This is a genomic window from Allobosea eneae, assembly GCF_042657265.1.
GTDB lineage: Bacteria > Pseudomonadota > Alphaproteobacteria > Rhizobiales > Beijerinckiaceae > Allobosea > Allobosea eneae.
Genome location: NZ_JBHSLW010000018.1, coordinates 26,069 through 46,417 on the forward strand (window position 1 = coordinate 26,069; position 20,349 = coordinate 46,417).

Consider the following 20,349-nt stretch of genomic DNA (forward strand, 5'->3'; position numbering starts at 1 on the left):
TCCAACCGGGACGGAACGGCGGAGCAGGACAGCGCATGGTCGACTGGACGAAGGGACGCGGCGAGGCACAGGCGATCGCCGAGCCATGGACGCGGCAAGGCGGACCCGGTGGCGCCATCGTGCTGTTCGACCGCGACGGCGTGCGCGAGAGCGCCAGCGGCGGCTTTGCCGTGATCGAGCACCGCCTGCCCTTCACCCCCGACACGCAGAATCGACTGGCCTCGATCAGCAAGCATATCTGCGCCGCGCTGCTGCTGCGCGAAAGCGTGCCACTTGACGCAACGCTTGGCAGCTTCATCCCCGAGCTGCCGGAGGCGCTGGGCGCCGTGCCGCTTGGCCGGGCGCTCGACATGACCGGCGCGCTGCCGGACATGATGGAGGCGCTCTGGCAGCAGGGCACGCCGTTCACCGCGAGCCTTTCCGCTGGCGAGATCTTCTCCGCCGCCTGCCGCCTGCCCGGCCTCAATGCCGGGCCCGGCAGCGAGATGGCGTATTCCAACACCGGCTGGCGCCTGGCTCAGGCGATCCTCGAGCGCCGGACCGGCAAGATCGCTGCGCAACTGGTCGAAGAGCTGATGGCACCGGCCGCGCTGCCGATCCGCTTCGTCTCGGACGAGAGCGAGGTCGTTCCCGGCCTCGCCACCGGCTACTGGCATGACGGGCAGGGCTGGCGGCGCGGCTTCTATGGCTTCAATTTCTCAGCTTCGGGCGGCATGGCCGGCAGCGCGGCCGGGCTGGCGCGCTGGGCGGCGGGGCTGATGGCCGGGCGCGAGCCGTATGCCGGGCTGCTCGACCGGCTCGCCGCGCCGCGCCAGTTCGCCGATGGCAGCCAGAGCGGCTACCGGCTCGGCCTGGTCGCGAGCCGGCTCGGCGGTATTAGCATCGTCGGCCATGGCGGGTCGCTCACCGGTTATCGCAACCACATGCTGATGGCGCCGGAGCTGGGCGTCGGCGTCGTCGTGCTGACCAATCGCGAGGAGGATGCGCTCTGGCCGGCGCTGCGCGTGCTGGCGGCGCTCACCGGCGAAGCCTTGCCGGGTGAGCCGGAGAACGCGCCGAGCGGGCTCTACGCGACAGACGACGGGCCGTTCTGGGCCGAATTCGCCGGCGGCGCGATCAGCTTCATGGGCGGCTATGAGAAGCTCGTCTCGGACAATGAAGGCGGGATGCGCAGCGTGCCGGCTTATCTCGATGTCAGGCTGAAAGAAGAAACCGACGGCGCGCTGACAGGCAGGATTGGTGGCGTATCACGCCGGCTGCTGCCCGTGCCGGCCGAGACCGCGCTCGATGAACGCCTCGTCGGGCGCTGGCGCGATGCCCGGCTCGGCGTCGAGATCACGATCCGCGCTGACGGTACGGCAACCTGGCCCTGGGCCGGCGCGATCGGCCGCGAAACCCGGCTGACGCCGCTGCCCGGCGGACGGGCGCTCGCCGATCTCGCTCACGGCCCGTGGCGGCACCGGCCTTGCCTCTGGCTGCAACCGGATGGAAGCTTGCGCCTCGCCGGCCATCGTTCGCGCATCATGCATTTCCACCGCATCGAGGGAGGCCAATCATGACCCGTTCTCGTCTTGCCGCGACACTCATCGGCACGACCGCGCTGCTGCTCGCGGCCGGCGCACAGGCTCAGCCCGCGCCGAAGAATGTGCTGCGCGTCGCGCCGCATGCCGATCTCAAGACGCTCGATCCGGTCGCCGCCTCGATCGTCATCACCCGCATGCACGGGCTGATGATCTACGAGACGCTGTTCGCCTGGGACGCCAATCTTCAGCCCAGGCCGCAAATGGTCGAGAGCTTCTCGACCGCGGACGACAAGCTCTCCTGGACCTTCACGCTCCGCCCAGGCCTCAAATTCCATGACGGCCAGCCGGTGACGACGCGCGACGTCATCGCCTCGCTGACGCGCTGGATGAAGCGCGACACCATCGGCGGCAAGCTCGGCGAGTACACGGAAGGCATGGAGGCGAAGGACGAGCGGACCTTCGTGCTCAAGCTGAAGAGGCCGATGGCGTTGGTGCCGTTCGCGCTCGGCTCGGCCGTCGGCCAGATCCCGGTGATCATGCGCGAGGCCGATGCCGCGACCGACCCGATGAAGCCGGTCACCGAGGCGATCGGCTCCGGCCCGTTCAAGTTCAACCGGGCGGAATGGCGCAGCGGCGCCAAGGTCGTTTACGACAAGAACCCTGATTATGTGCCGCGCGCTGAGCCTGCGGATGGGCTCGCCGGCGGGCGGATCGTCAAGATCGACCGGGTCGAGTGGCTGATCATGCCCGACGCGGCGACGGCGGCTGCAGCCCTGCAGACCGGCGAGATCGATATCTGGGAGCAGCCGAGCCAGGACCTGATCCCGGTGGTCGCAGCGGCCAAGGACGTCAAGGTCGAACGCTATTCCAACCTCGCCAACCAGGTGATGCTGCGGCCGAACAGCCTGCATCCGCCCTTCGACAATCCCAAGGCGCGGCTCGCCTTGGCCTATGCCACCGATCAGGCCGAGTTTTTGGCCGGCGGCTTCGGCGACGAGGAATGGTGGAAGCGCTGCGCCGCCTATTTCATCTGCGGCGGGCCGAACGGCACGCAGGCCGGCACGGAAGCTTATGCCAAGCCCGATCTGGAGAAGGCGAAGCAGCTTCTGGCGGAAGCCGGCTACAAGGGCGAGAAGCTCGTCCTGACCACCAGCAACGACATCGCCGCGATCGGCCGGATGGCCGAGGTCGCCGCCTCCCAGCTGAAGAAGGCTGGCGTCAATGTCGACGTCCAGTTCTCGGACTGGGGTACTGTCACGACGCGCCAGCAGAACAAGAGCCCGCCGGACCAGGGCGGCTGGAACCTGTTCGTCACCTATGCCTCGGGCGCGACCATGCAGTCGCCGATGACCAATATCGGCACCAACATGGCCTGCGAGAAGGCCTGGGCCGGCTGGCCCTGCGACGCCGAGGCGGAGAAGCTGCGCGGCGCCGTGGTCGATGCGCCCGACGACGCCGCGCGCAAGGCGGCGGTCGAAGCCCTGCACAAGCGGCTCGCCGAGATGCAGCCCTATCGCGTGCTCGGCCAGTTCGACCAGCCCTATGCCAGGCGGGCCAGCGTCTCGGGCGTGCTGGCGGCGCCGGTCATGCTGTTCTGGAACATCGAGAAGAAGTGAGGCTGCCGCCACGTTAACCGGTTCCTGACCGATTGCGCGCGAGACTCGGGAGAACGATTCGCCTTCCTAGTCTCGTGAGACGCGTAATGGGTCAGGTCCTGATGGGTCAGGTTTTGCAGTTCCGTTTGAAGCCGCCGGCCGCCGAGCATGACGGCGATGCGCTCGATCTGATGTCTGCGATCGATTTCGCCTTGCGCGACCTCGCCGACATCACCCCTCACATCCTGCACGAGCCCAGCCGCGAGCAGGCGCGGCAATGCCGGCAGATGCTGCAGGACGCGTTCGACGCGGCGCTGCGGGCCTGCTGAGGCGCACCTTCGCCTGACAATTCGCCCTTTCGCCATTTCGCGGGAAGCATCGATGCAGCCAGCCTGGGCGATCGGCCTGATGACCGGAACGGTCCTCGACGGCAATATCGACATCGCCGCCATCCGCGCGGACGGCATGACGGTCGCCGAATTCGGCCCCTGGCGGCTCGCGCCCTATCGTCAGGAGGTTCGCGACCTGCTGGCGGAAGCGGTTCAGGCCGCGCTCGGCTGGCGCTTCGAAGGACCGGAGCCGGCGATCTTCGCTGATGCCGAGCGCGCCCTGACGCTGGCACAAGGCGAGGCCGTCGCCGAATTCCTCGCTGCCGAGGGCATCGCCGCGCGCGAGGTCGCGGCGATCGGCTTCCACGGCCAGACCGTGCTGCATCGCGCCCCGACCCAGGAGCGCAAGGGCGATACCCGCCAGCTCGGCGACGGCGCCCTGATGGCCGGGCAACTCGGCATCGATGTCGTCTATGATTTCCGCACGGCCGATGTCCGCGCCGGCGGCCAGGGGGCACCGCTCGTCGCAAGCTATCACGCAGCGTTGATGCGCAGCATCAAGGCCGGGCAGGAGACGGCGGTGCTCAATCTCGGCGGCGTCGGCAATCTCAGCGCCTTCGCCGACGCCGAACGCGTGCTCGCCTTCGACACCGGCCCGGGCAATGCGCCCCTCAACGACTGGATCAAGCAGCACGGCAAGGGCGAGATGGACCGCGACGGCGCCTTCTCGCTTGCCGGCATCGTCGACGAAGCCCGGCTCGCGCGCTTGCTCGAACACCCCTATCTCTTCGCGCCCTACCCGAAATCGCTCGATCGTTACGATTTCACGGCAGCCATGGCCGAGGGGCAGTCCTTCGAGGACGGGGCGGCGACGCTGACCGCCTTCACCGCCGGCGCGGTCGGGCGCGGGCTCGACCTTTTGCCGGTCAGGCCGCAACGACTGATCGTCTGCGGCGGCGGGCGGCGCAACCCGGCGATCATGGCGGCGCTCAATGCGCGGACAGGCGCTGAGGCGGTTCCGGCCGAGGCGGTCGGCTGGCGCGGCGATGCGATCGAGGCGGAGTGCTTCGCCTTCCTCGCCATGCGCCGCAAGGCCGGCCTGCCGATCTCCTTCCCTTTGACCACTGGCGTTGCCGAACCGATGACGGGCGGGCGGATCGCGCCGGCACGCTGACGAAAGGCGCCTGCGCCCGTTCCGCCTGCGACCTCGCGCCGCCCTCACCCGCTTGTCATTGGCTTTTTAGGGCGGAAGCGGGCATCTGGTCGGCATGATCGCGACGAGCCTTCCGCGCCGGACCGCAAGCCGGCTGTTGCATCGCGCCTCATTGGCGCTGACCCTGCTTGCGCCCGCGCCTTTGCTCGCGGCCGAATCCGTCGCCGTGACCTCGCCGCGCGTCACCGCGACCTTGCTGTCGAGCCGCGACGCCGTTGCGCCGGGCGAGCGCTTCCAGGTCGCGCTCACCCAAAAGCTCGCGCCGGGCTGGCACAGCTATTGGCAGAACCCTGGCGATTCGGGCGAGGCGACGCGGATCGAATGGACGCTGCCGGAAGGCGTCAACGCCGGGGCGATCCAATGGCCGGCGCCGAAAGCGATCCGAGTCGAGCCACTCGTCAATTTCGGCTTCGAGGACAACGTCGTGCTGCCGGTCGAGATCTCGATCCCGGCCAATGCCAAGCCGGGCGAGACGCTGACGCTCTCGGCCAAGGCGACCTGGCTGGTCTGCGAGAAGATCTGCATCCCCGAGGAAGGCGCATTCACCCTCGATCTGCCGGTTGCACCTGCCGGCACAGTCGATACCGCTGCCCAGGCGAGGATCGACGAAGCTCGCGCCGCCCTGCCGAAGCCGGCGGGGTTCACCGGCAAGCTGACGGCGAAGGGCGAGGACAAGCTCGCGCTCACCTTGCCCTCCCTGCCGGCCGGCGCCAGCAACGTCCATTTCTTCCCGGTCCTGGACACTCTGATCGAGCATGCGGCCGGGCAGCCGGTCGAGAACGGCGTGCTCACCCTCACCCGCTCCACCGCCTTCAAGGTCGGAACGCCGACGACAGAAGGTGTCCTCACCTTTGAGGAAGGCGGCAGCAAGCGCGCGCTGGCGCTCAGCGCCGAGGTCGAGCCCGCTTTGCTGCAGGCAGTTGCCGCCCCGGCACAGGCGCCGGCCAGGGTGACGCTGCCGCCGCCGACCGAAGACCTGACGCTCCTTTTGGCGCTGGCCTTCGCCTTCGCCGGCGGCCTGATCCTGAATCTGATGCCCTGTGTCTTGCCCGTGCTGTTCATCAAGGCGCTCGGCTTCGCCCAGGTCGCGCAGGCAAGCCGCAGCGAAGTCCGTCAGCAAGGCCTTCTCTTCCTCGCCGGCGTGCTCGCGACCTTCTTTGTACTGGCCTCTGCCGTGATCGCGCTCGGCGCCGGCTGGGGCTTCCAATTGCAGTCGCCACCGCTCGTCATCCTGCTCGCGGTGCTGATGACGCTGATCGGCTTCAACCTGATCGGCGCCTTCGAGATCGGCGGCCGGCTGCAGGGGGTCGGCGACGGGCTCGCCAGCCGCAGCGGCCCGGTCGGCGCCGTCATGACCGGCGCGCTCGCTGTGGTGGTGGCGACGCCCTGCACCGCCCCGTTCATGGGCGCGGCGATGGGCTATGCGCTGACACAGCCGCCGGCCGCGGCGCTGTCGATCTTCATGGCGTTGGCGCTCGGTTTCGCCACGCCTGTCGTCGCGCTCTCCTTCGCGCCGGGCCTGCTGCGGCTGCTGCCCAAGCCGGGCCGCTGGATGATCGTGCTCAAGCAGGCCTTCGCCTTCCCGATGTTTGCCACGGCGATCTGGTTGATCTGGGTCGCGACCATGCAGGCCGGTGCCGATGGCGCCCTCGCCGCGCTCGTCGCGATCCTGATCGCCGGCTTCGCGCTCTGGCTGATCGGCGTCACCCGCGACAGCGGACGTGGCTTGCGCGCGGTTGCGGCCGCAGCGGCTATCCTGCTCGTCGGCGCGGCCTCGGCCTTCGTGATCGAAAACGCGACGCCATCGTCTCAGCCGACCGCCCAGGCCGACGCAGACGCGCCCGGCGTCTGGTCGCCGGCGCGGGTGGCGGAATTGCAGGCGCAGGGCAAGCCGGTCTTCGTCAATTTCACTGCCGCCTGGTGCATCACCTGCCTCGCCAATGACCGGGTGGCGCTGTCGCGGCAGGAGGTAAAGGACGCCTTCGCCAAGCTCGGCGTCGCCTATCTCAAGGCCGACTGGACCAATCGCAATGCCGAGATCGCCGCGACGCTGGCCGAGTACGGCCGCGCCGGCGTGCCGCTCTATCTGTTCTACCCGGGAACCAAGGGTGCGCAGGCCGAGGTGCTGCCGCAATTGCTGACGCCCGAGACTGTGATGAGCGCCGCCCAACGCGCCACCGGCAAAGAGGTGAAGACCGCTACCGCACGATAACAGAGCACTGCCCACGCCAACCCTCTGCCACCGAAGAATGGAGACAGACATGACAGACGTGACCAGACAGCTTTTCCTCGCCGGCCTCGCCGCCTCTGCGCTGGCGCTCGCCTCCGGCGCCGCCTTCGCCCAGAGCGCGGCCAAGCCCGGCGCCAAGGCGCCCGATTTCTCGGTCGTCGACGTCGATGGCAAGCTGCAGAAGCTCTCCGACTATGCCGGCAAGACGGTGATCCTCGAATGGACCAACCATGACTGCCCCTATGTCCGGAAGCACTACAACAGCGCGACCATGCAGACCCTGCAGAAGGACATGGCCAAGGAGGGCATCGTCTGGCTCTCGGTGATCTCCTCGCCCGCCGGCGAGCAGGGCCATGTGGACGCGGCCAAGGCCAAGGAACTCACGAAGACGCGCGACGCCGCCCCGGCCTCGATCCTGCTCGACCCGAAAAGCCAGCTCGCCCGCGCCTATGGCGCGCAGACGACGCCGCATATGTACATCATCGATCCCAAGGGTACGCTCGCCTATGCCGGCGCGATCGACGACAAGCCCTCGGCGAGCGCTTCCAGCCTCGACGGCGCCAAGAGCTATGTCCGCCAGGCGGTCGCCGAGCTCAAGGCCGGCAAGGCGGTCTCGGAGCCGGCGACCAAGGCCTATGGCTGCGTGGTGAAATACGCGCCGGTGAGCTGAGCATAGCCGCCGCCAGGTTCCGCGGGCGGAGCGAAGCGTGACATGCTCGGGTCAGGCCCGGGCATGGCGGCGCATTCGTTCCGGCTTCGGCGCTGGCCTGCGGAAGAGATGCAGGACCGCCAGCGCGAGCCCGACAGCTGCGACCCAATGGCCGGGGCGCAGCGCCGTCCAGTCCTGGTAGACGATGATGTCGGCATTGGCCTGGAAGATCAGCCAGGCAGAGGCGCCGGTGGCGAAGGCGTACCAGCCCGTTTCGGCCAGGGCGGTGGCGAGGCCGACTCCCAGCGCCGTCAGCGCGAGCGACGTGAAGCTCAGCGGCACTTTGAACCGGTTGAGCCCGCGATAGGCCAGCAGCAGCGCGAACAGCCCGGTCAGCAGCACCGGCTGGGTGACGTCGATCTTCGACTGCAGCGCGAAGTGGAACAGGCCGAGGCAGGCGATCGGGTAGACGAGATTGTGCAGGCGCTGCCAGCGGCCCGAGCCAAGGCGGCGGATCATGCCGTCGGTCGAGGTGATGCCGAGCGCGACGAGGCCGATCAGCGCGGTGATGCCGACGACGAGATAGAAGCGCTTGACGATCTCGGAGAGGATCAGCCCCCAGTCGAAGGCGAGGTCGATGCAATAGAGCGCGAGATGGCCGAGCGCATAGGCCATGGCCGAGAGGCCGAGCATGCGGCGGATGCCGATCAGCTTGTTCCAGTCGAGGATGCGGCGCAGCGGCGTCACCGCGAGCGTGATGACGAGGATGCGCAGGGCCCAGGTGCCGGTGTCGTGCACGGCCTGCGTCCACGGTTTCGAACCGAGTTGATGGCTCCAGGCCTGGAAGGCGAGAATCAGCGCCGGGGCGAGCACGAGCGCGAAGCAGCCGGCGCGCATGGCGGAAAAGCGCCCTTGCCGGTCATTCCACGGCCAATAGCTGCCTGTTGCTGCGAAAGCCATTCGTCACCTTGATTGTCGACGTCCAACGCGAATACGCCAGAATCGCCCTGAAGGTTACGCCGGCCCGCACACAAGGGCGTGAGTCGCGTCGGCGCCGTCGCCGCAAACGGAGTTGGGAAGCCTGTCCATGCCTGGAAATCGGAAGGTCGTGTTCGATGTCGGCAATGTCCTGCTGCGCTGGGACCCGTTCCATCTCTATCGCGAGCTGATCCCTGACGATGCCAGGCGCGACTGGTTCCTCAGGAATGTCTGCACTGCCGCCTGGAACCTCGAGCAGGATCGCGGCCGGCCCTGGTCCGAGGCGGTGGCGCTGCTGGTGGCCGAGCATCCGGAATGGGAGGCCGAGATCAAGGCGTATGACGAGCGCTGGCACGAGACGGTGCCATCGACCATCGAGGACAGCGTCGCGACGCTGGCCGAGCTGAAGGGGAGGGGCGAAGCGGTCTACGCCATCACCAATTTCTCGCGCGAGAAATGGGCAGAATGCCTGATTCGCTTCCCGTTCCTGCAGAGTTTCGACGGCGTCGTCGTCTCGGCGCATGAGCGGCTGCTCAAGCCCGACCCGGCGATCTACAATGTCTTGCTGGAGCGCTATGGCCTGAGCGCCGGCGACTGCATCTTCGTCGACGACAGCGAGAAGAACGTGCAAGGCGCGCGCTCGGTCGGCATGCAGGCGGTGCATTTCTTCGAGCCGATCGATCTGCGCGCTGAACTGCGCAGCCTGGGCGCCAATCTCTGACATCCGGCCATTTCCCGCGCGAGCTAGAGACTCGCGCGGGCATGCGTACTCAGAGAAAGCTACCAGTACCGGCGGCGGTAATAGTACCGAGGCCGGTAGTAGCGGCGGCGGTAGTAATAGCGCGGCCTGTAATAGCGGCGGCGCCAATAGCGCCTACGCCAGCGCGGCCTGCGGCGATAATAATAGTACTGGGAATATTCGGCGTCGGCCTTGTGGAGCGCCGCTGGGTCGACCTGAGGCGCATCATCGGGCCGGCGAGGCTCTACCGCCGGCTCCAGTTGCGGCGCTGCGAGCGCCACAGTGCTGAGACTGCCGGCCGCGGCCAGGCCGCCGATCAGGCTCGCGAGGAAAGAGCGTCTGTCCACGGTGCCATCCTCCCTTCAGTTGAGGGCACAGGATCAACATCGTGTCAGGCGGGATGGTTCCCTAAACGGCGGGCGCGACAGCGGAGCCCGTGGCTCAGTCGTCCATCTTCAGCGCGGCGATGAAGGCTTCCTGCGGGATCTCGACGCGGCCGAACTGCCGCATCTTCTTCTTGCCTTCCTTCTGCTTGTCCAGAAGCTTGCGCTTGCGCGAGGCGTCGCCGCCATAGCATTTAGCGGTCACGTCCTTGCGCAGCGCCCGGATCGTCTCGCGGGCGATGATCTTGCCGCCGATGGCAGCCTGCACCGGAATCTGGAACATGTGCGGCGGGATCAGCTCCTTGAGCTTCTCGCACATGGCCCGGCCGCGGGCGTCGGCGCGCGAGCGGTGGACCAGCATGGAGAGCGCGTCGACCGGCTCGGCATTGACCAGGATCGACATGCGCACGAGGTCGCCCTCGCGATAGTCAGTGATGTTGTAGTCGAAGGAGGCATAGCCCTTCGAGATCGACTTCAGCCGGTCGTAGAAGTCGAACACGACCTCGTTCAGCGGCAGATCGTAGACGACCTTGGCGCGCGAGCCGACATAATTGAGGTCGATCTGCAGGCCGCGCCGGTCCTGGCAGAGCTTCAGCACCGAGCCGAGATATTCGTCGGGGGTGAAGATGGTGGCGCGAATCCAGGGCTCCTCGATGAACTCGATCTTCATCACGTCCGGCATGTCGGCCGGGTTGTGCAGCTCCAGCGTCGAGCCGTCGCGTAGCTTGAGACGGTAGACGACCGACGGGGCGGTCGAGATCAGGTTGAGGTTGAACTCGCGCTCCAGGCGCTCCTGGATGATCTCCAGATGCAGCAGCCCGAGGAAGCCGCAGCGGAAGCCGAAGCCGAGCGCCGCCGAGGTCTCCATCTCGTAGGAGAAGCTGGCATCGTTGAGCCGCAGCTTCGCCATGGCACCGCGCAGCACCTCGAAATCGGCGGCGTCGACCGGGAAGATGCCGCAGAACACCACCGGCTGCACCGGCTTGAAGCCCGGCAGCGGCTCGGCGATCGGCTTCTTGTCGTCGGTGATGGTGTCGCCGACCGCGGTGTCGGCGACTTCCTTGATCGAGGCGGTGAAGAAGCCGACCTCACCCGGGCCGAGCTCCTTCACTTCGAGCATCTTCGGCTTGAACACGCCGACGCGATCGACGCCGTAGCTGGCATTGGCGCGCATCATTCTTATGGTCATGCCCTTCTTCAGCACGCCGTCGATGATGCGCACGAGCACGACGACGCCGAGATAGGCATCGTACCAGGAGTCGACCAGCAGGCATTTCAGCGGGGCTTCGGCATCGCCCTTCGGCGCCGGCAGCTTCTCGACGATGGCTTCGAGCACGCCCTCGATGTTGAGGCCGGTCTTGGCCGAGATCGGCACGGCCTCGGAGGCGTCGAGGCCGATCACGTCCTCGATCTGCTGCTTGATCCGCTCCGGCTCGGCGGCCGGCAGGTCGATCTTGTTGAGGACGGTGACGATCTCGTGGCCGGCGTCGAGCGCCTGGTAGACATTGGCGAGCGTCTGCGCCTCGACGCCCTGCGAGGCGTCGACGACGAGGAGCGAGCCTTCGCAGGCGGCCAGCGAGCGCGAGACCTCATAGGCGAAGTCGACGTGCCCGGGCGTGTCCATCAGGTTGAGGATGTAGCTCTTGCCGTCCTTGGCCTGGTAGTCCAGCCGGACGGTCTGCGCCTTGATGGTGATGCCGCGTTCCTTCTCGATGTCCATCGAGTCGAGGATCTGCTCGCTCATGTCGCGCGCGGCGACCGTACCGGTCTGCTGGATCAGCCGGTCGGCGAGGGTCGACTTGCCGTGGTCGATATGGGCCACGATCGAGAAGTTGCGGATATTGTCGAAGCTGCGGGTGCTCATGCGCGCGCCATAGCAGTGCGCGCGGGTCGCGCCAAGGGTCGGGCTGCCGGTTTGCGACGGACGAAGGCCGCTTCACTCCGCCGCGAGCAACTGCTCGCGCGCCCAGTTCAGCGTCCGATAGTCGAAACCGGCCTCCAGCGTCGGCTTCACCACCGAGAAATAGGGCGAAATGTCGAAGTCGCGCGGCATGTAGAGCGAATGGTGCCGGATGTGCAGGATCTCCTCGAAATCCTCCGCGCCCATCGCCTGCGCATATTCGACCGTTGGCAGGACGGGATAGCGCGCCGCCTCGAAGGCCTGGGCGATCAGGGTCGAGCAGATCGCCCGCGTCGGATCGCCGGAGCCAAGCGCGATCATGCGCCGGCGCCAGCTTGCCGGCGCCCACGGCACTGGAATCAGCCAGCGCGCCAGGTCGAGGATGTTCTTGAGGTCGTATTGCGTGCCGAGTCGCTCCAGCACGTAATCGACGACCGTCTGGCGTCCCTCGCGATCGAGTGCCTGCGGCCGGCAGATGCGGGTGCCGAAGGCGCCGTATTTCGACAAGGGCGAGAGCACGCAGCCGACATCCATCTCGACCTCGGCCAGCACCAGCGGTTCACCTTCCGGGCTGACCCTGCCGGTGTCGCCGACATAGAGCGCGGCGTGCGACCAGGTCGACTGGGTCAGGTACTTGATCGCCGCCGAGACCTTCATGTGGCCTTCGACCAGGAGCACGTCACCGGGGCGAAGCGCGGCCTGCAACCGCGCCAGCGCCTTCGCGTCGACCGGACCTGCCTGCGGCTTGCCACGCGTAATGAAGCGGACCACCGACCGGCCGATGAAGTCCAGTCCCCTGTTCATCGACGCCTCCCCTTGCGCCGGCGCCGCATCAGGCGTCTTCCGGCCCCGAGCAAAACGCAAGCCCGTGACGTTTTCGGAAATCACCTGCCGGATTTGCGCCGGGGAGACCGAAATTCGCCAAACGTCGTAAAATCCGGGTTGACGGCGGCCCGCGGCGATCTTGTTTTGGCATGATCCATTATGTTGGAATTATTCTTGCATGATGGATTTTGCCGCTGATCGGCGGTACGAAGGAGACGGATCATGACGGCGCCGGACAGCGTGACCATCGAGCAGCTTGACGAGGATGGGGCGCGGGCAGCCGTGCCGGCCCTGGCAGACATCCTGCGCGATTCCGTGGCGAACGGCGCCTCTGTCGGCTTCATGGACTGGAGCACGCCACGCGACTTCGAGAACTTCTGGCGTGGCATCACGGCCGAGGTCGCCGCTGAGCGTATCCTGCTCTTTATTGCACGCGATGAAAGCGGCATCGTCGGCACGGCCCAGCTTCACTTGATCGGCAAGCCGAACCAGCCGCATCGCGCCGAGATCGCCAAGGTGCTGGTGCATTCCCAGGCGCGCCGCCGCGGCATCGGTGAGGCGCTGATGCGCGCCGCGGAGGCCGCCGCGCTGGCGCACGGGCGCGACCTCCTGGTGCTCGACACCGACGAGGCCGGCGCGGCGCGGCGCCTCTACAATCGCCTGGGCTGGACCGAACTCGGCACCATCCCGCGCTATGCGCTGATGCCGGACGGGCGCGATTGCGGCTCGACCTTCTTTTACAAACAGCTCGGCTGAGCGCGCTTCACTCGGCGTTGCGGAAATAGGGCTCGACCGTGCCCTTGAGCTTGACCGTCATCGGATTGCCGTGGCGGTCCTTGGCATTGCCGGCGGTGAGGCGGACCCAGCCCTCGCTGATGCAGTATTCCTCGACATTGGTCTTCTCGACGCCCTTGAAGCGGACGCCGATGTCCTTCGCCAGCAGCTCCTCGTTGTAGAACGGGCTGTTGGGGTTGGAGGACAGGCGGTCGGGGAGAGTGTCGGTCATGGCGCTGCTCGTCTGCGGAAGTGATTTGCCGGACAGGTAGCAGGCCATGGCGCATTCGGCAAAATGCCGAAACGTCTACGGTCATTGCGAGCGAAGCGAAGCAATCCATGAGGGCTCGCTCGACGCTCCCTGGATTGCTTCGTCGCTGCGCTCCTTGCAATGACGGAAAGAGCGCCTCAGCGCTCGGCGAACGCCTTCTCGATGACGTAGTCGCCGGCCTCGCCGTGATTGCCTTCCTCGAGGCCGCGCTCCTCGAAGATCTGCTTGAGGTCGACTAGCATCTGCGGGCTGCCGCAGAGCATGAAGCGGTCGCCGGCCGGATCGAACGGGCCCAGGCCGGTGTCGCTGAAGAGCTGGCCGGAGGTGATGAGGTCGGTGATGCGGCCGCGGTTGCGGAAGGGCTCGCGCGTCACGGTCGGGTAGTACACCAGCTGCTCGCGGATCATCTCGCCCAAAAACTCGTCGTTCGGCAGTTCCTTCTGGATGCGCTCGCCATAGGCGAGTTCCGAGACCTGGCGGCAGCCATGCACGAGCACGACCTTCTCGTAGCGCTCATATGTCTCGGGATCGCGGATCAGCGACAGAAAGGGAGCCAGGCCCGTGCCGGTGCCGAGCAGGAACAGGCGCTTGCCGTCCTTGAGGTTGTCGAGCACCAGCGTGCCCGTCGCCTTCTTGCCGATGATGATGGGATCGCCGACCTGCAGGTTCTGCAGGCGCGAGGTCAGCGGGCCGTCCGGCACCTTGATCGAGAAGAACTCGAGGTTCTCGTCGTAATTGGTGCTGGCGACGCTGTAGGCGCGCAGCAGCGGCTTCTCGCCGACCTTGAGCCCGATCATCGTGAACTGGCCGTTCTTGAAGCGGAAGGTCGTGTCGCGGGTCGTCGTGAAGCTGAAGAGCGTATCGGTCCAGTGATGGACGGAGAGGACGCGCTCCTCGTAGAAATTGCTCATCTCGTCGATCCTCAGATAGTCTAGCGATTTAGCAGATTATCGGATGCAGGCCACCCAATATCACATTGCCGGACGTTCGGAAAGCAGGTCGATCTTGTCCGGTATTCCCTTCCAGTCGTCGGCATCGGCCGGCGGCTCGCTCTTCTGTGTGATGTTCGGCCAGAGCGGCGCCAGCCGGGCATTCAAGGCCAGCCACTGCTCGGCTCCGTCGGCGCTATCGGCCACGATCGCCTCCGCCGGGCATTCCGGCTCGCAGACGCCGCAGTCGATGCATTCGTCCGGGTGAATGACGAGCATGTTCTCGCCTTCATAGAAGCAGTCGACCGGACAGACCTCGACGCAATCCATGTACTTACAACGGATGCAGGCGCTGGTGACGGCGTAAGGCATGCGTGATCCTTGCTGCTTGACAGCCGGGTCCGGACGGGCCAGAAATTCATTCGTATACAAACAATATCTCGCATCCTCCTGCGCTTGTCAATCAGGCTCGTGGCGATGAGGATGGCGGCGGATTCCGGACAACGACGACAGGGCGGATACGATGGCTGAACAGCAGGCGACGACGGTCAGCAGCACCCACAAGCTGGTGGTGAAGAATATCGGCCTGATGCTCTCCGGCGACATCGAGCGCCCGATCCTGGAGGCCGACACGCTCGTCGCCATCGGCGGCCGGATCGCCGCGGTCGGCCGCTTCAAAGACCTCGACACGGACGGGGCCGACACCGTCGTCGACGCCAACGGCACCGTGCTTTCGCCCGGGCTGATCGACAGCCATGTCCATCCGGTCGCCGGCGACTGGACGCCGCGCCAGAACCAGCTCGGCTGGATCGACTCGACCATGCATGGCGGCGTCACCACCATGATCTCGGCCGGCGAGGTCCACACACCCGGCCGGCCGAAGGACATCGTCGGCCTGAAGGCGATGGCGATCTATGCGCAGCGCGCCTTCACTGCCTTCCGCCCGGGCGGCGTCAAGGTCCATGCCGGTGCGCCGGTGATTGAGCCCGGCATGGTCGAGCAGGACTTCAAGGATCTGGCCGATGCCGGCGTGAAACTGCTCGGCGAGGTCGGTCTCGGCGGCGTCAAGGATGGCGCGCGGGCGAAGGAAATGGTGGCCTGGGCTCGCAAATACGGCATCCAGTCGACCATCCACACCGGCGGACCCTCGATCCCCGGTTCCGGGCTGATCGGCGCCGACGTCGTGCTGGAGGCCGACACCGATGTCGTCGGCCACATCAATGGCGGCCACACCGCTCTGCCGGACAAGGAGATCCGCTGCATCTGCGAGGGCTGCAAGCGCGGCCTCGAACTCGTGCATAACGGCAATGAGCGCGCTGCGCTCTATACGCTGCGCGTTGCCCGCGAGATGGGCGAATTGCAGCGGGTCATCCTCGGCACCGACGGTCCGGCGGGCTCGGGCGTGCAACCGCTCGGCATCATCAGGATGGTCTCGATGCTGTCCTCGCTCGGCGATGTCCCGGCCGAGGTGGCGTTCTGCTTCGCCACCGGCAACACCGCCCGGATGCGCAGCCTCGATTGCGGACTAATCGAGGTCGGGCGCACTGCCGATTTCGTCTTCATGGACAAGGCCCAGCACTCGGCCGGCAGGAACTTCCTCGACTCGATCCAGCTCGGCGACCTGCCCGGCATCGGCATGATCGTGATCGACGGCATCGTCCGCAGCGGCATCAGCCGCAACACCCCGCCGGCGGAGAAGATCCCGTCTGTGGGGCATTGAGCGCTGTCCCAGCCGTCATTCCCGGGCGGAGCGCAGCGCAGACCCGGGAATGACAGGAGAAGACCCACGCCGGGGCCCTCCGGCCTGAGATGCTCGGGTCAAGCCCGAGCATGACGGCGCGCTCGGAAATCCCGCTTGCAGACCGCTCCGATTTGTCATTATTCTCATTCGTATACGAACGATTTCGGTGGCCGTGACGACCAGGACGATCAGGCGCGCCTCGCCCCGCTCGGGCGAGCCATGAGGGCGACGCGGCGCTTTGCGCTCCGCGTCAACGGCGCGAGCCATGAGGTCGAGGGCGAAACCCAGACGCCGCTGCTGTTCTTCCTGCGCAACGATCTCTGCCTCAACAGCCCGAAATTCGGCTGCGGTCTCGGCGAATGCGGCGCCTGCACCGTGCTGGTCGATGGTCAGGCGGCGCGCGCCTGCGCCTTGCCGCTCAGGCTGGCTGAAGGACGCGAGATCGTCACGCTCGAAGGTCTCGGCAACGTCGAGGCCCCGTATCCGCTGCAGCAGGCCTTCATCGACGCGCAGGCCGCGCAATGCGGCTACTGCATCGCCGGCATGGTGATGACCGCGAAGGCCTTCCTCGACGTGCAGCCGAACCCAAGCGAGGCCGAGGTGCGGGAGGCGCTGCGCCATAATCTTTGCCGCTGCGGCACGCATGTCGAGATCGTCAAGGCGGTGCTGCTCGCCGCCGAGCGCGGCCGGCAGGACATGGCGGCGTCATGAGCGAGCCGCTCTCCCGCAAAACGCTTCTGAGGCGTGCCGGCGTGATCGGCGTGGTCGCGCCGCGCAAGGGCACCCCGGCTGATGCCGCGCCCGAGGACGGGCTCGATCTGCATGTCTGCCTCACGGCGGAAGGCCGCATCCTCGCCTTCAGCGGCCATGTCGACCTCGGCACTGGCATCCGCACCGCGCTCGCCCAGATGGTGGCGGAGGAGCTCGATTTCCCCTTCGAGGCGGTCGAGATGGTGCTCGGCGACACCGCCGAGACGCCCGATCAGGGCGCGACCATCGCCAGCGAGACGATCCAGGTCACCTCGGTCGCGATGCGGATTGCGGCGACGCAGATCCGCGCCAGATTGATCACGCTCGCGGCTGCTGCCTTGAGTTGCGGCGAGGGCGAGATCGCGCTCAGTGACGGGGTGATCTCGCGCAAGGGCGAGGCTGCGCCCGCGATCACTCTCGACACGCTGCTCGCCAATGAGCGCATCCTGCTGCCCCTGGCCGAGAGTGCGCAGTTAAAGCAGGTCGACCAGCACAGGCTTGTCGGCCGCTCGGTTTCGCGCGTCGATATCCCTGCCAAGGTTACCGGCAGTTTCACTTACGTCCACGATGTCCGCGTGCCCGGCATGCTGCATGGCCGGGTGGTGCGCCCGCCCTATGCCGGCATGGATGCCGGCGATTTCGTCGGCCGGAGCCTGATCGCGGTCGATCGCGACTCGATCGCCGACGTGCCTGGCATCCGCGCCATCGTCATCGAAGGCGACTTCATCGGCATCGTCGCCGAGCGCGAGGAATGGGCGGCGGAAGCCGCGCTCAAGCTCAGGACGCAGTGGCGCGAGTTTACGCCGCCCGATCTCTCCGATCTCGGCCAGGCGCTGCGAACCCACCCCTCGACGCCGCGCCTCCTGGCCGAGGAAGGCGATGTCGATACGGCGCTGGAGAGCTTGGAGACCCGGCTCGACCGTACCTATGTCTGGCCCTACCACATGCATGGCTCGATCGGGCCGTCCTGCGCCGTCGCCGATGTGCGCGCGGACGGCATCACCGTCTGGACCGGCAGCCAGAACCCCTATCCGCTGCAGAACGACCTCGCCGTGCTCACCGGCCTGCCGAAGGAGCGTATCGACGTCATCCGCTTCGAGGCCGCCGGCTGCTATGGCCGCAACTGCGCCGACGACGTCGTCGCCGATGCGGTGCTGCTCTCGCGGGCAGTCCGCGCCCCCGTCCGTGTCCAGCTCACCCGCGAGCAGGAGCATCTCTGGGAGCCCAAGGGCGCGGCCCAGTTGATCGACATCAAGGGCGGGCTCGGGCCGGGCGGCTCGCTGAAAGCCTATGACTTCCACACCTGGTACCCGTCAAATGCCGCCCCGACCCTGGCGCTGCTGCTGACCGGGCGCATTCCGAACCAGCCGGCGACGCTCAGGATGGGCGACCGCACCGCTCTGGCCTCGTATAACTACGAGAACATGCGATTGACGGCCTATGACATGCCGCCGATCGTGCGCGCGTCCTGGCTGCGCGGCGTCTCGGCGATGCCGAATGTCTTCGCCCATGAGAGTTATATCGACGAGCTCGCGCATGAAGCCGGCGTCGACCCGGTAGAGTTCCGCCTGCGCCACATCAATGACGAGCGCGCCGCCGAGCTGACGCGGGCGACGGCAGAGCGGGCGAACTGGCAGCCCCATGTCGGCCCGCGCCTGGAGCAGGACGGCGACATCATGCGCGGGCGTGGCTTCGCCCAGGCGCGCTATGTCCATGGCAGCTGGCCGGGTGTCGGCGCCGCCTGGGCGGCCTGGGTCGCCGATGTCGCGGTCAATCGCACCACCGGCGAGGTCACCGTCTCCCGCGTCACCGTCGGCCAGGACACCGGCATGATGGTCAACCCCGCCGGGGTGACGCACCAGATCCATGGCAATGTCCTGCAATCGACCAGCCGGGTGCTGCGCGAGGAGGTGACGTTCTCGCAGACCACCGCCGTCGCCAGCCGCGACTGGGGCTCCTATCCGGTGCTGACCTTCCCGGAGCTGCCGGCGATCGACGTCATGCTGATGGACCGGCAGCATCTGCCGCCGATGGGCGCCGGCGAGTCGGCCTCCGTCCCGAGTGCGGCGGCGATCGTCAATGCCGTCTACGACGCGACCGGGGTCCGCTTCCGCGAATTGCCGCTGACACCGGAGCGCGTGCTCGCCGGCCTCAACGGCGCACCGCTGCTGAAGGGGCCGAAGCCCGAGCCGAGCAAACGCCTGCCCTGGTGGAGCAAGCTCGGCGCTGCCGTAGCGGGCGCCGCGACCTTCGCCGCGGTCTCGCTCGCCGTCGCGCCCGCGATCGCGCCGATCGCCCGGCCGGACCCGTCGACCTGGTCGGCGGCGACGATCGAGCGCGGCCGCCAGCTCGCAGCGCTCGGCGCCTGCGCGACCTGCCATACGGCCAAGGATGGCGTGCCCTATGCCGGCGGGCTCGGTCTGCCGACGCCGTTCGGCACGGTGATGACCACCAACATCACGCCGGACGTAGAGACCGGCATCGGCAGCTGGTCCTATGCCGCCTTCGAGCGGGCGATGCGCGCCGGCCTGCACCGCGACGGCCACCAGCTCTACCCGGCCTTCCCCTATCCGAGCTTCGCCAAGGCGAGCGAAGCCGATCTGCAGGCGCTCTATGCCTTCATGATGTCGCAGCCGGCGGTACGGCAGGAGAACGAGCCGAGCAAGCTCACCTTCCCGTTCAATCTGCGCCCGCTGCTGGCCGGCTGGAACCTGCTGTTCAACCGTGGCGGTGAGCTGAAGCCCGATCCCGCCCGCTCCGCCGAGTGGAATCGCGGGCGCTATCTCGTCGATGGGCTCGGCCATTGCGGCGCCTGCCACACGCCGCGCAACGCGCTCGGCGCCGAGAAGGCCGGCAGCGCCTATCTTGCCGGCGGCGAGGTGGAAGGCTGGACGGCGCCGGCGTTGACGAAACTCTCGGCCGGCCCGATTCCCTGGAGCGAGGCTGAACTCTACGCCTATCTCAAGACCGGCACCTCGCAGCATCACGGCGCAGCTTCCGGGCCGATGGCGCCGGTGATCGCCGAGCTGAAGGCGTTGCCCGACGCCGATATCCGGGCGATGGCGAGCTATCTGGCTTCGCTGAGCGAGCCCCTTCCAGCAGCCGAGGCCGAAGCGCTGGCGGCGCGGATCGAGCAGCGAACCGCGCGGGCGACCAACCCTGCGACCTCCCCGGTCGCGCGCCTCTATGAGGGCGCCTGCGCCGCCTGCCATGAGACCGGCCGCGCCGCGCCGCTGCTCAATGCCGGCCCGATGCTGGGCGTCTCGTCCAAGCTCCATGCCGCCACGCCGACCAACCTCGTCAACATGCTGCTCGAAGGCGGCCAGCACGGCATCGGCTCGATGCCGTCCTTCGCGACGGCGCTCGACGATCGCCAGCTCGCGGATCTCGCAGCCTATCTGCGCGGCCGCTTCGCGCCGGAGAAACCGGCCTGGAGCGGCATCGAGGATGCGATCGCGAAGGGGCGCAAGGCAGCGCACTGAGCGCCGGACCACAACGAAAAGCCCCTCTCCTGCGCGGA

Annotated in this window: 18 protein-coding genes; 11 read left to right on the forward strand and 7 right to left on the reverse strand. The window is 67.3% G+C overall.

Annotated features, from left to right (window positions below; translation table 11 throughout):
• Window positions 1-35: 35 nt before the first annotated feature.
• The 6 genes from ACFPOB_RS13115 to ACFPOB_RS13140 all read left to right on the forward strand — a co-directional run bounded on the left by ACFPOB_RS13115 (window position 36) and on the right by ACFPOB_RS13140 (window position 7,560).
• Entirely contained in the window at window positions 36-1,559 is a 1,524-nt protein-coding gene (locus tag ACFPOB_RS13115; RefSeq protein WP_377798913.1) for a serine hydrolase domain-containing protein, read from the forward strand.
• Complete coding sequence (locus ACFPOB_RS13120) at window positions 1,556-3,139, forward strand: ABC transporter substrate-binding protein (protein ID WP_377798914.1); 1,584 nt, start codon at window positions 1,556-1,558, stop codon at window positions 3,137-3,139. Before ACFPOB_RS13115 ends, ACFPOB_RS13120 begins: the two co-directional genes overlap by 4 nt.
• 101 nt (window positions 3,140-3,240) lie before the next feature.
• Window positions 3,241-3,447 carry a hypothetical protein gene (locus tag ACFPOB_RS13125; RefSeq protein ID WP_377798915.1) on the forward strand — a complete coding sequence of 69 codons (207 nt, stop codon included), beginning with the start codon at window positions 3,241-3,243 and terminating at the stop codon, window positions 3,445-3,447.
• A gap of 52 nt (window positions 3,448-3,499) precedes the next feature.
• Entirely contained in the window at window positions 3,500-4,621 is a 1,122-nt protein-coding gene (locus ACFPOB_RS13130) for an anhydro-N-acetylmuramic acid kinase (protein WP_377798916.1), read from the forward strand.
• A gap of 94 nt (window positions 4,622-4,715) precedes the next feature.
• A complete protein-coding gene (locus ACFPOB_RS13135) occupies window positions 4,716-6,872 on the forward strand; it encodes a protein-disulfide reductase DsbD family protein (protein WP_377798917.1) in 2,157 nt (718 codons plus the stop codon).
• A gap of 49 nt (window positions 6,873-6,921) precedes the next feature.
• A complete protein-coding gene (locus ACFPOB_RS13140; protein ID WP_377798918.1) occupies window positions 6,922-7,560 on the forward strand; it encodes a redoxin domain-containing protein in 639 nt (212 codons plus the stop codon).
• 51 nt (window positions 7,561-7,611) lie between these two features.
• Here the strand turns inward: ACFPOB_RS13140 and ACFPOB_RS13145 are convergent, their stop codons facing one another.
• The gene (locus tag ACFPOB_RS13145; RefSeq protein ID WP_377798919.1) at window positions 7,612-8,499 is read right to left on the reverse strand and encodes a protein-methionine-sulfoxide reductase heme-binding subunit MsrQ; all 888 of its coding nucleotides are present in this window, start codon (window positions 8,497-8,499) and stop codon (window positions 7,612-7,614) included.
• Window positions 8,500-8,626: 127 nt separating this feature from the next.
• On the opposite strand from ACFPOB_RS13145, the gene ACFPOB_RS13150 reads away from it, so the two are divergent.
• Window positions 8,627-9,238 carry an HAD family hydrolase gene (locus ACFPOB_RS13150; protein WP_377798920.1) on the forward strand — a complete coding sequence of 204 codons (612 nt, stop codon included), beginning with the start codon at window positions 8,627-8,629 and terminating at the stop codon, window positions 9,236-9,238.
• A 59-nt stretch (window positions 9,239-9,297) separates the two neighbouring features.
• Here ACFPOB_RS13150 and ACFPOB_RS13155 read toward each other — a convergent pair whose 3' ends face one another.
• The 3 genes from ACFPOB_RS13155 to ACFPOB_RS13165 all read right to left on the reverse strand — a co-directional run bounded on the left by ACFPOB_RS13155 (window position 9,298) and on the right by ACFPOB_RS13165 (window position 12,343).
• A complete protein-coding gene (locus ACFPOB_RS13155; RefSeq protein ID WP_377798921.1) occupies window positions 9,298-9,603 on the reverse strand; it encodes a hypothetical protein in 306 nt (101 codons plus the stop codon).
• A gap of 94 nt (window positions 9,604-9,697) precedes the next feature.
• A complete protein-coding gene (lepA, locus tag ACFPOB_RS13160; protein WP_377798922.1) occupies window positions 9,698-11,503 on the reverse strand; it encodes a translation elongation factor 4 in 1,806 nt (601 codons plus the stop codon).
• Window positions 11,504-11,575: 72 nt separating this feature from the next.
• Window positions 11,576-12,343, reverse strand: coding sequence for a YiiX/YebB-like N1pC/P60 family cysteine hydrolase (locus ACFPOB_RS13165; RefSeq protein WP_377798923.1), 768 nt, complete (start codon window positions 12,341-12,343; stop codon window positions 11,576-11,578).
• Between the two features lie 243 nt (window positions 12,344-12,586).
• Here ACFPOB_RS13165 and ACFPOB_RS13170 point away from each other — a divergent pair, with 243 nt between their 5' ends.
• Window positions 12,587-13,120, forward strand: coding sequence for a GNAT family N-acetyltransferase (locus ACFPOB_RS13170; protein WP_377798924.1), 534 nt, complete (start codon window positions 12,587-12,589; stop codon window positions 13,118-13,120).
• A 7-nt stretch (window positions 13,121-13,127) separates the two neighbouring features.
• Here the strand turns inward: ACFPOB_RS13170 and ACFPOB_RS13175 are convergent, their stop codons facing one another.
• The 3 genes from ACFPOB_RS13175 to fdxA all read right to left on the reverse strand — a co-directional run bounded on the left by ACFPOB_RS13175 (window position 13,128) and on the right by fdxA (window position 14,710).
• Window positions 13,128-13,370, reverse strand: coding sequence for a DUF3297 family protein (locus ACFPOB_RS13175; protein ID WP_091836060.1), 243 nt, complete (start codon window positions 13,368-13,370; stop codon window positions 13,128-13,130).
• A gap of 176 nt (window positions 13,371-13,546) precedes the next feature.
• Window positions 13,547-14,320, reverse strand: coding sequence for a ferredoxin--NADP reductase (locus tag ACFPOB_RS13180; protein ID WP_377798925.1), 774 nt, complete (start codon window positions 14,318-14,320; stop codon window positions 13,547-13,549).
• A 60-nt stretch (window positions 14,321-14,380) separates the two neighbouring features.
• Window positions 14,381-14,710 carry a ferredoxin FdxA gene (fdxA, locus tag ACFPOB_RS13185; RefSeq protein WP_091835349.1) on the reverse strand — a complete coding sequence of 110 codons (330 nt, stop codon included), beginning with the start codon at window positions 14,708-14,710 and terminating at the stop codon, window positions 14,381-14,383.
• Window positions 14,711-14,861: 151 nt separating this feature from the next.
• Here fdxA and ACFPOB_RS13190 point away from each other — a divergent pair, with 151 nt between their 5' ends.
• From ACFPOB_RS13190 to ACFPOB_RS13200, 3 genes are all read left to right on the forward strand, one after another.
• Entirely contained in the window at window positions 14,862-16,058 is a 1,197-nt protein-coding gene (locus tag ACFPOB_RS13190) for an amidohydrolase family protein (RefSeq protein ID WP_377798926.1), read from the forward strand.
• A 240-nt stretch (window positions 16,059-16,298) separates the two neighbouring features.
• Window positions 16,299-16,790 (forward strand): (2Fe-2S)-binding protein, encoded by a 492-nt coding sequence (locus ACFPOB_RS13195; RefSeq protein WP_377798927.1) that lies wholly within the window; start codon window positions 16,299-16,301, stop codon window positions 16,788-16,790.
• Complete coding sequence (locus ACFPOB_RS13200) at window positions 16,787-20,311, forward strand: molybdopterin cofactor-binding domain-containing protein (RefSeq protein WP_377798928.1); 3,525 nt, start codon at window positions 16,787-16,789, stop codon at window positions 20,309-20,311. Before ACFPOB_RS13195 ends, ACFPOB_RS13200 begins: the two co-directional genes overlap by 4 nt.
• The last annotated feature ends 38 nt before the right edge of the window (window positions 20,312-20,349 follow it).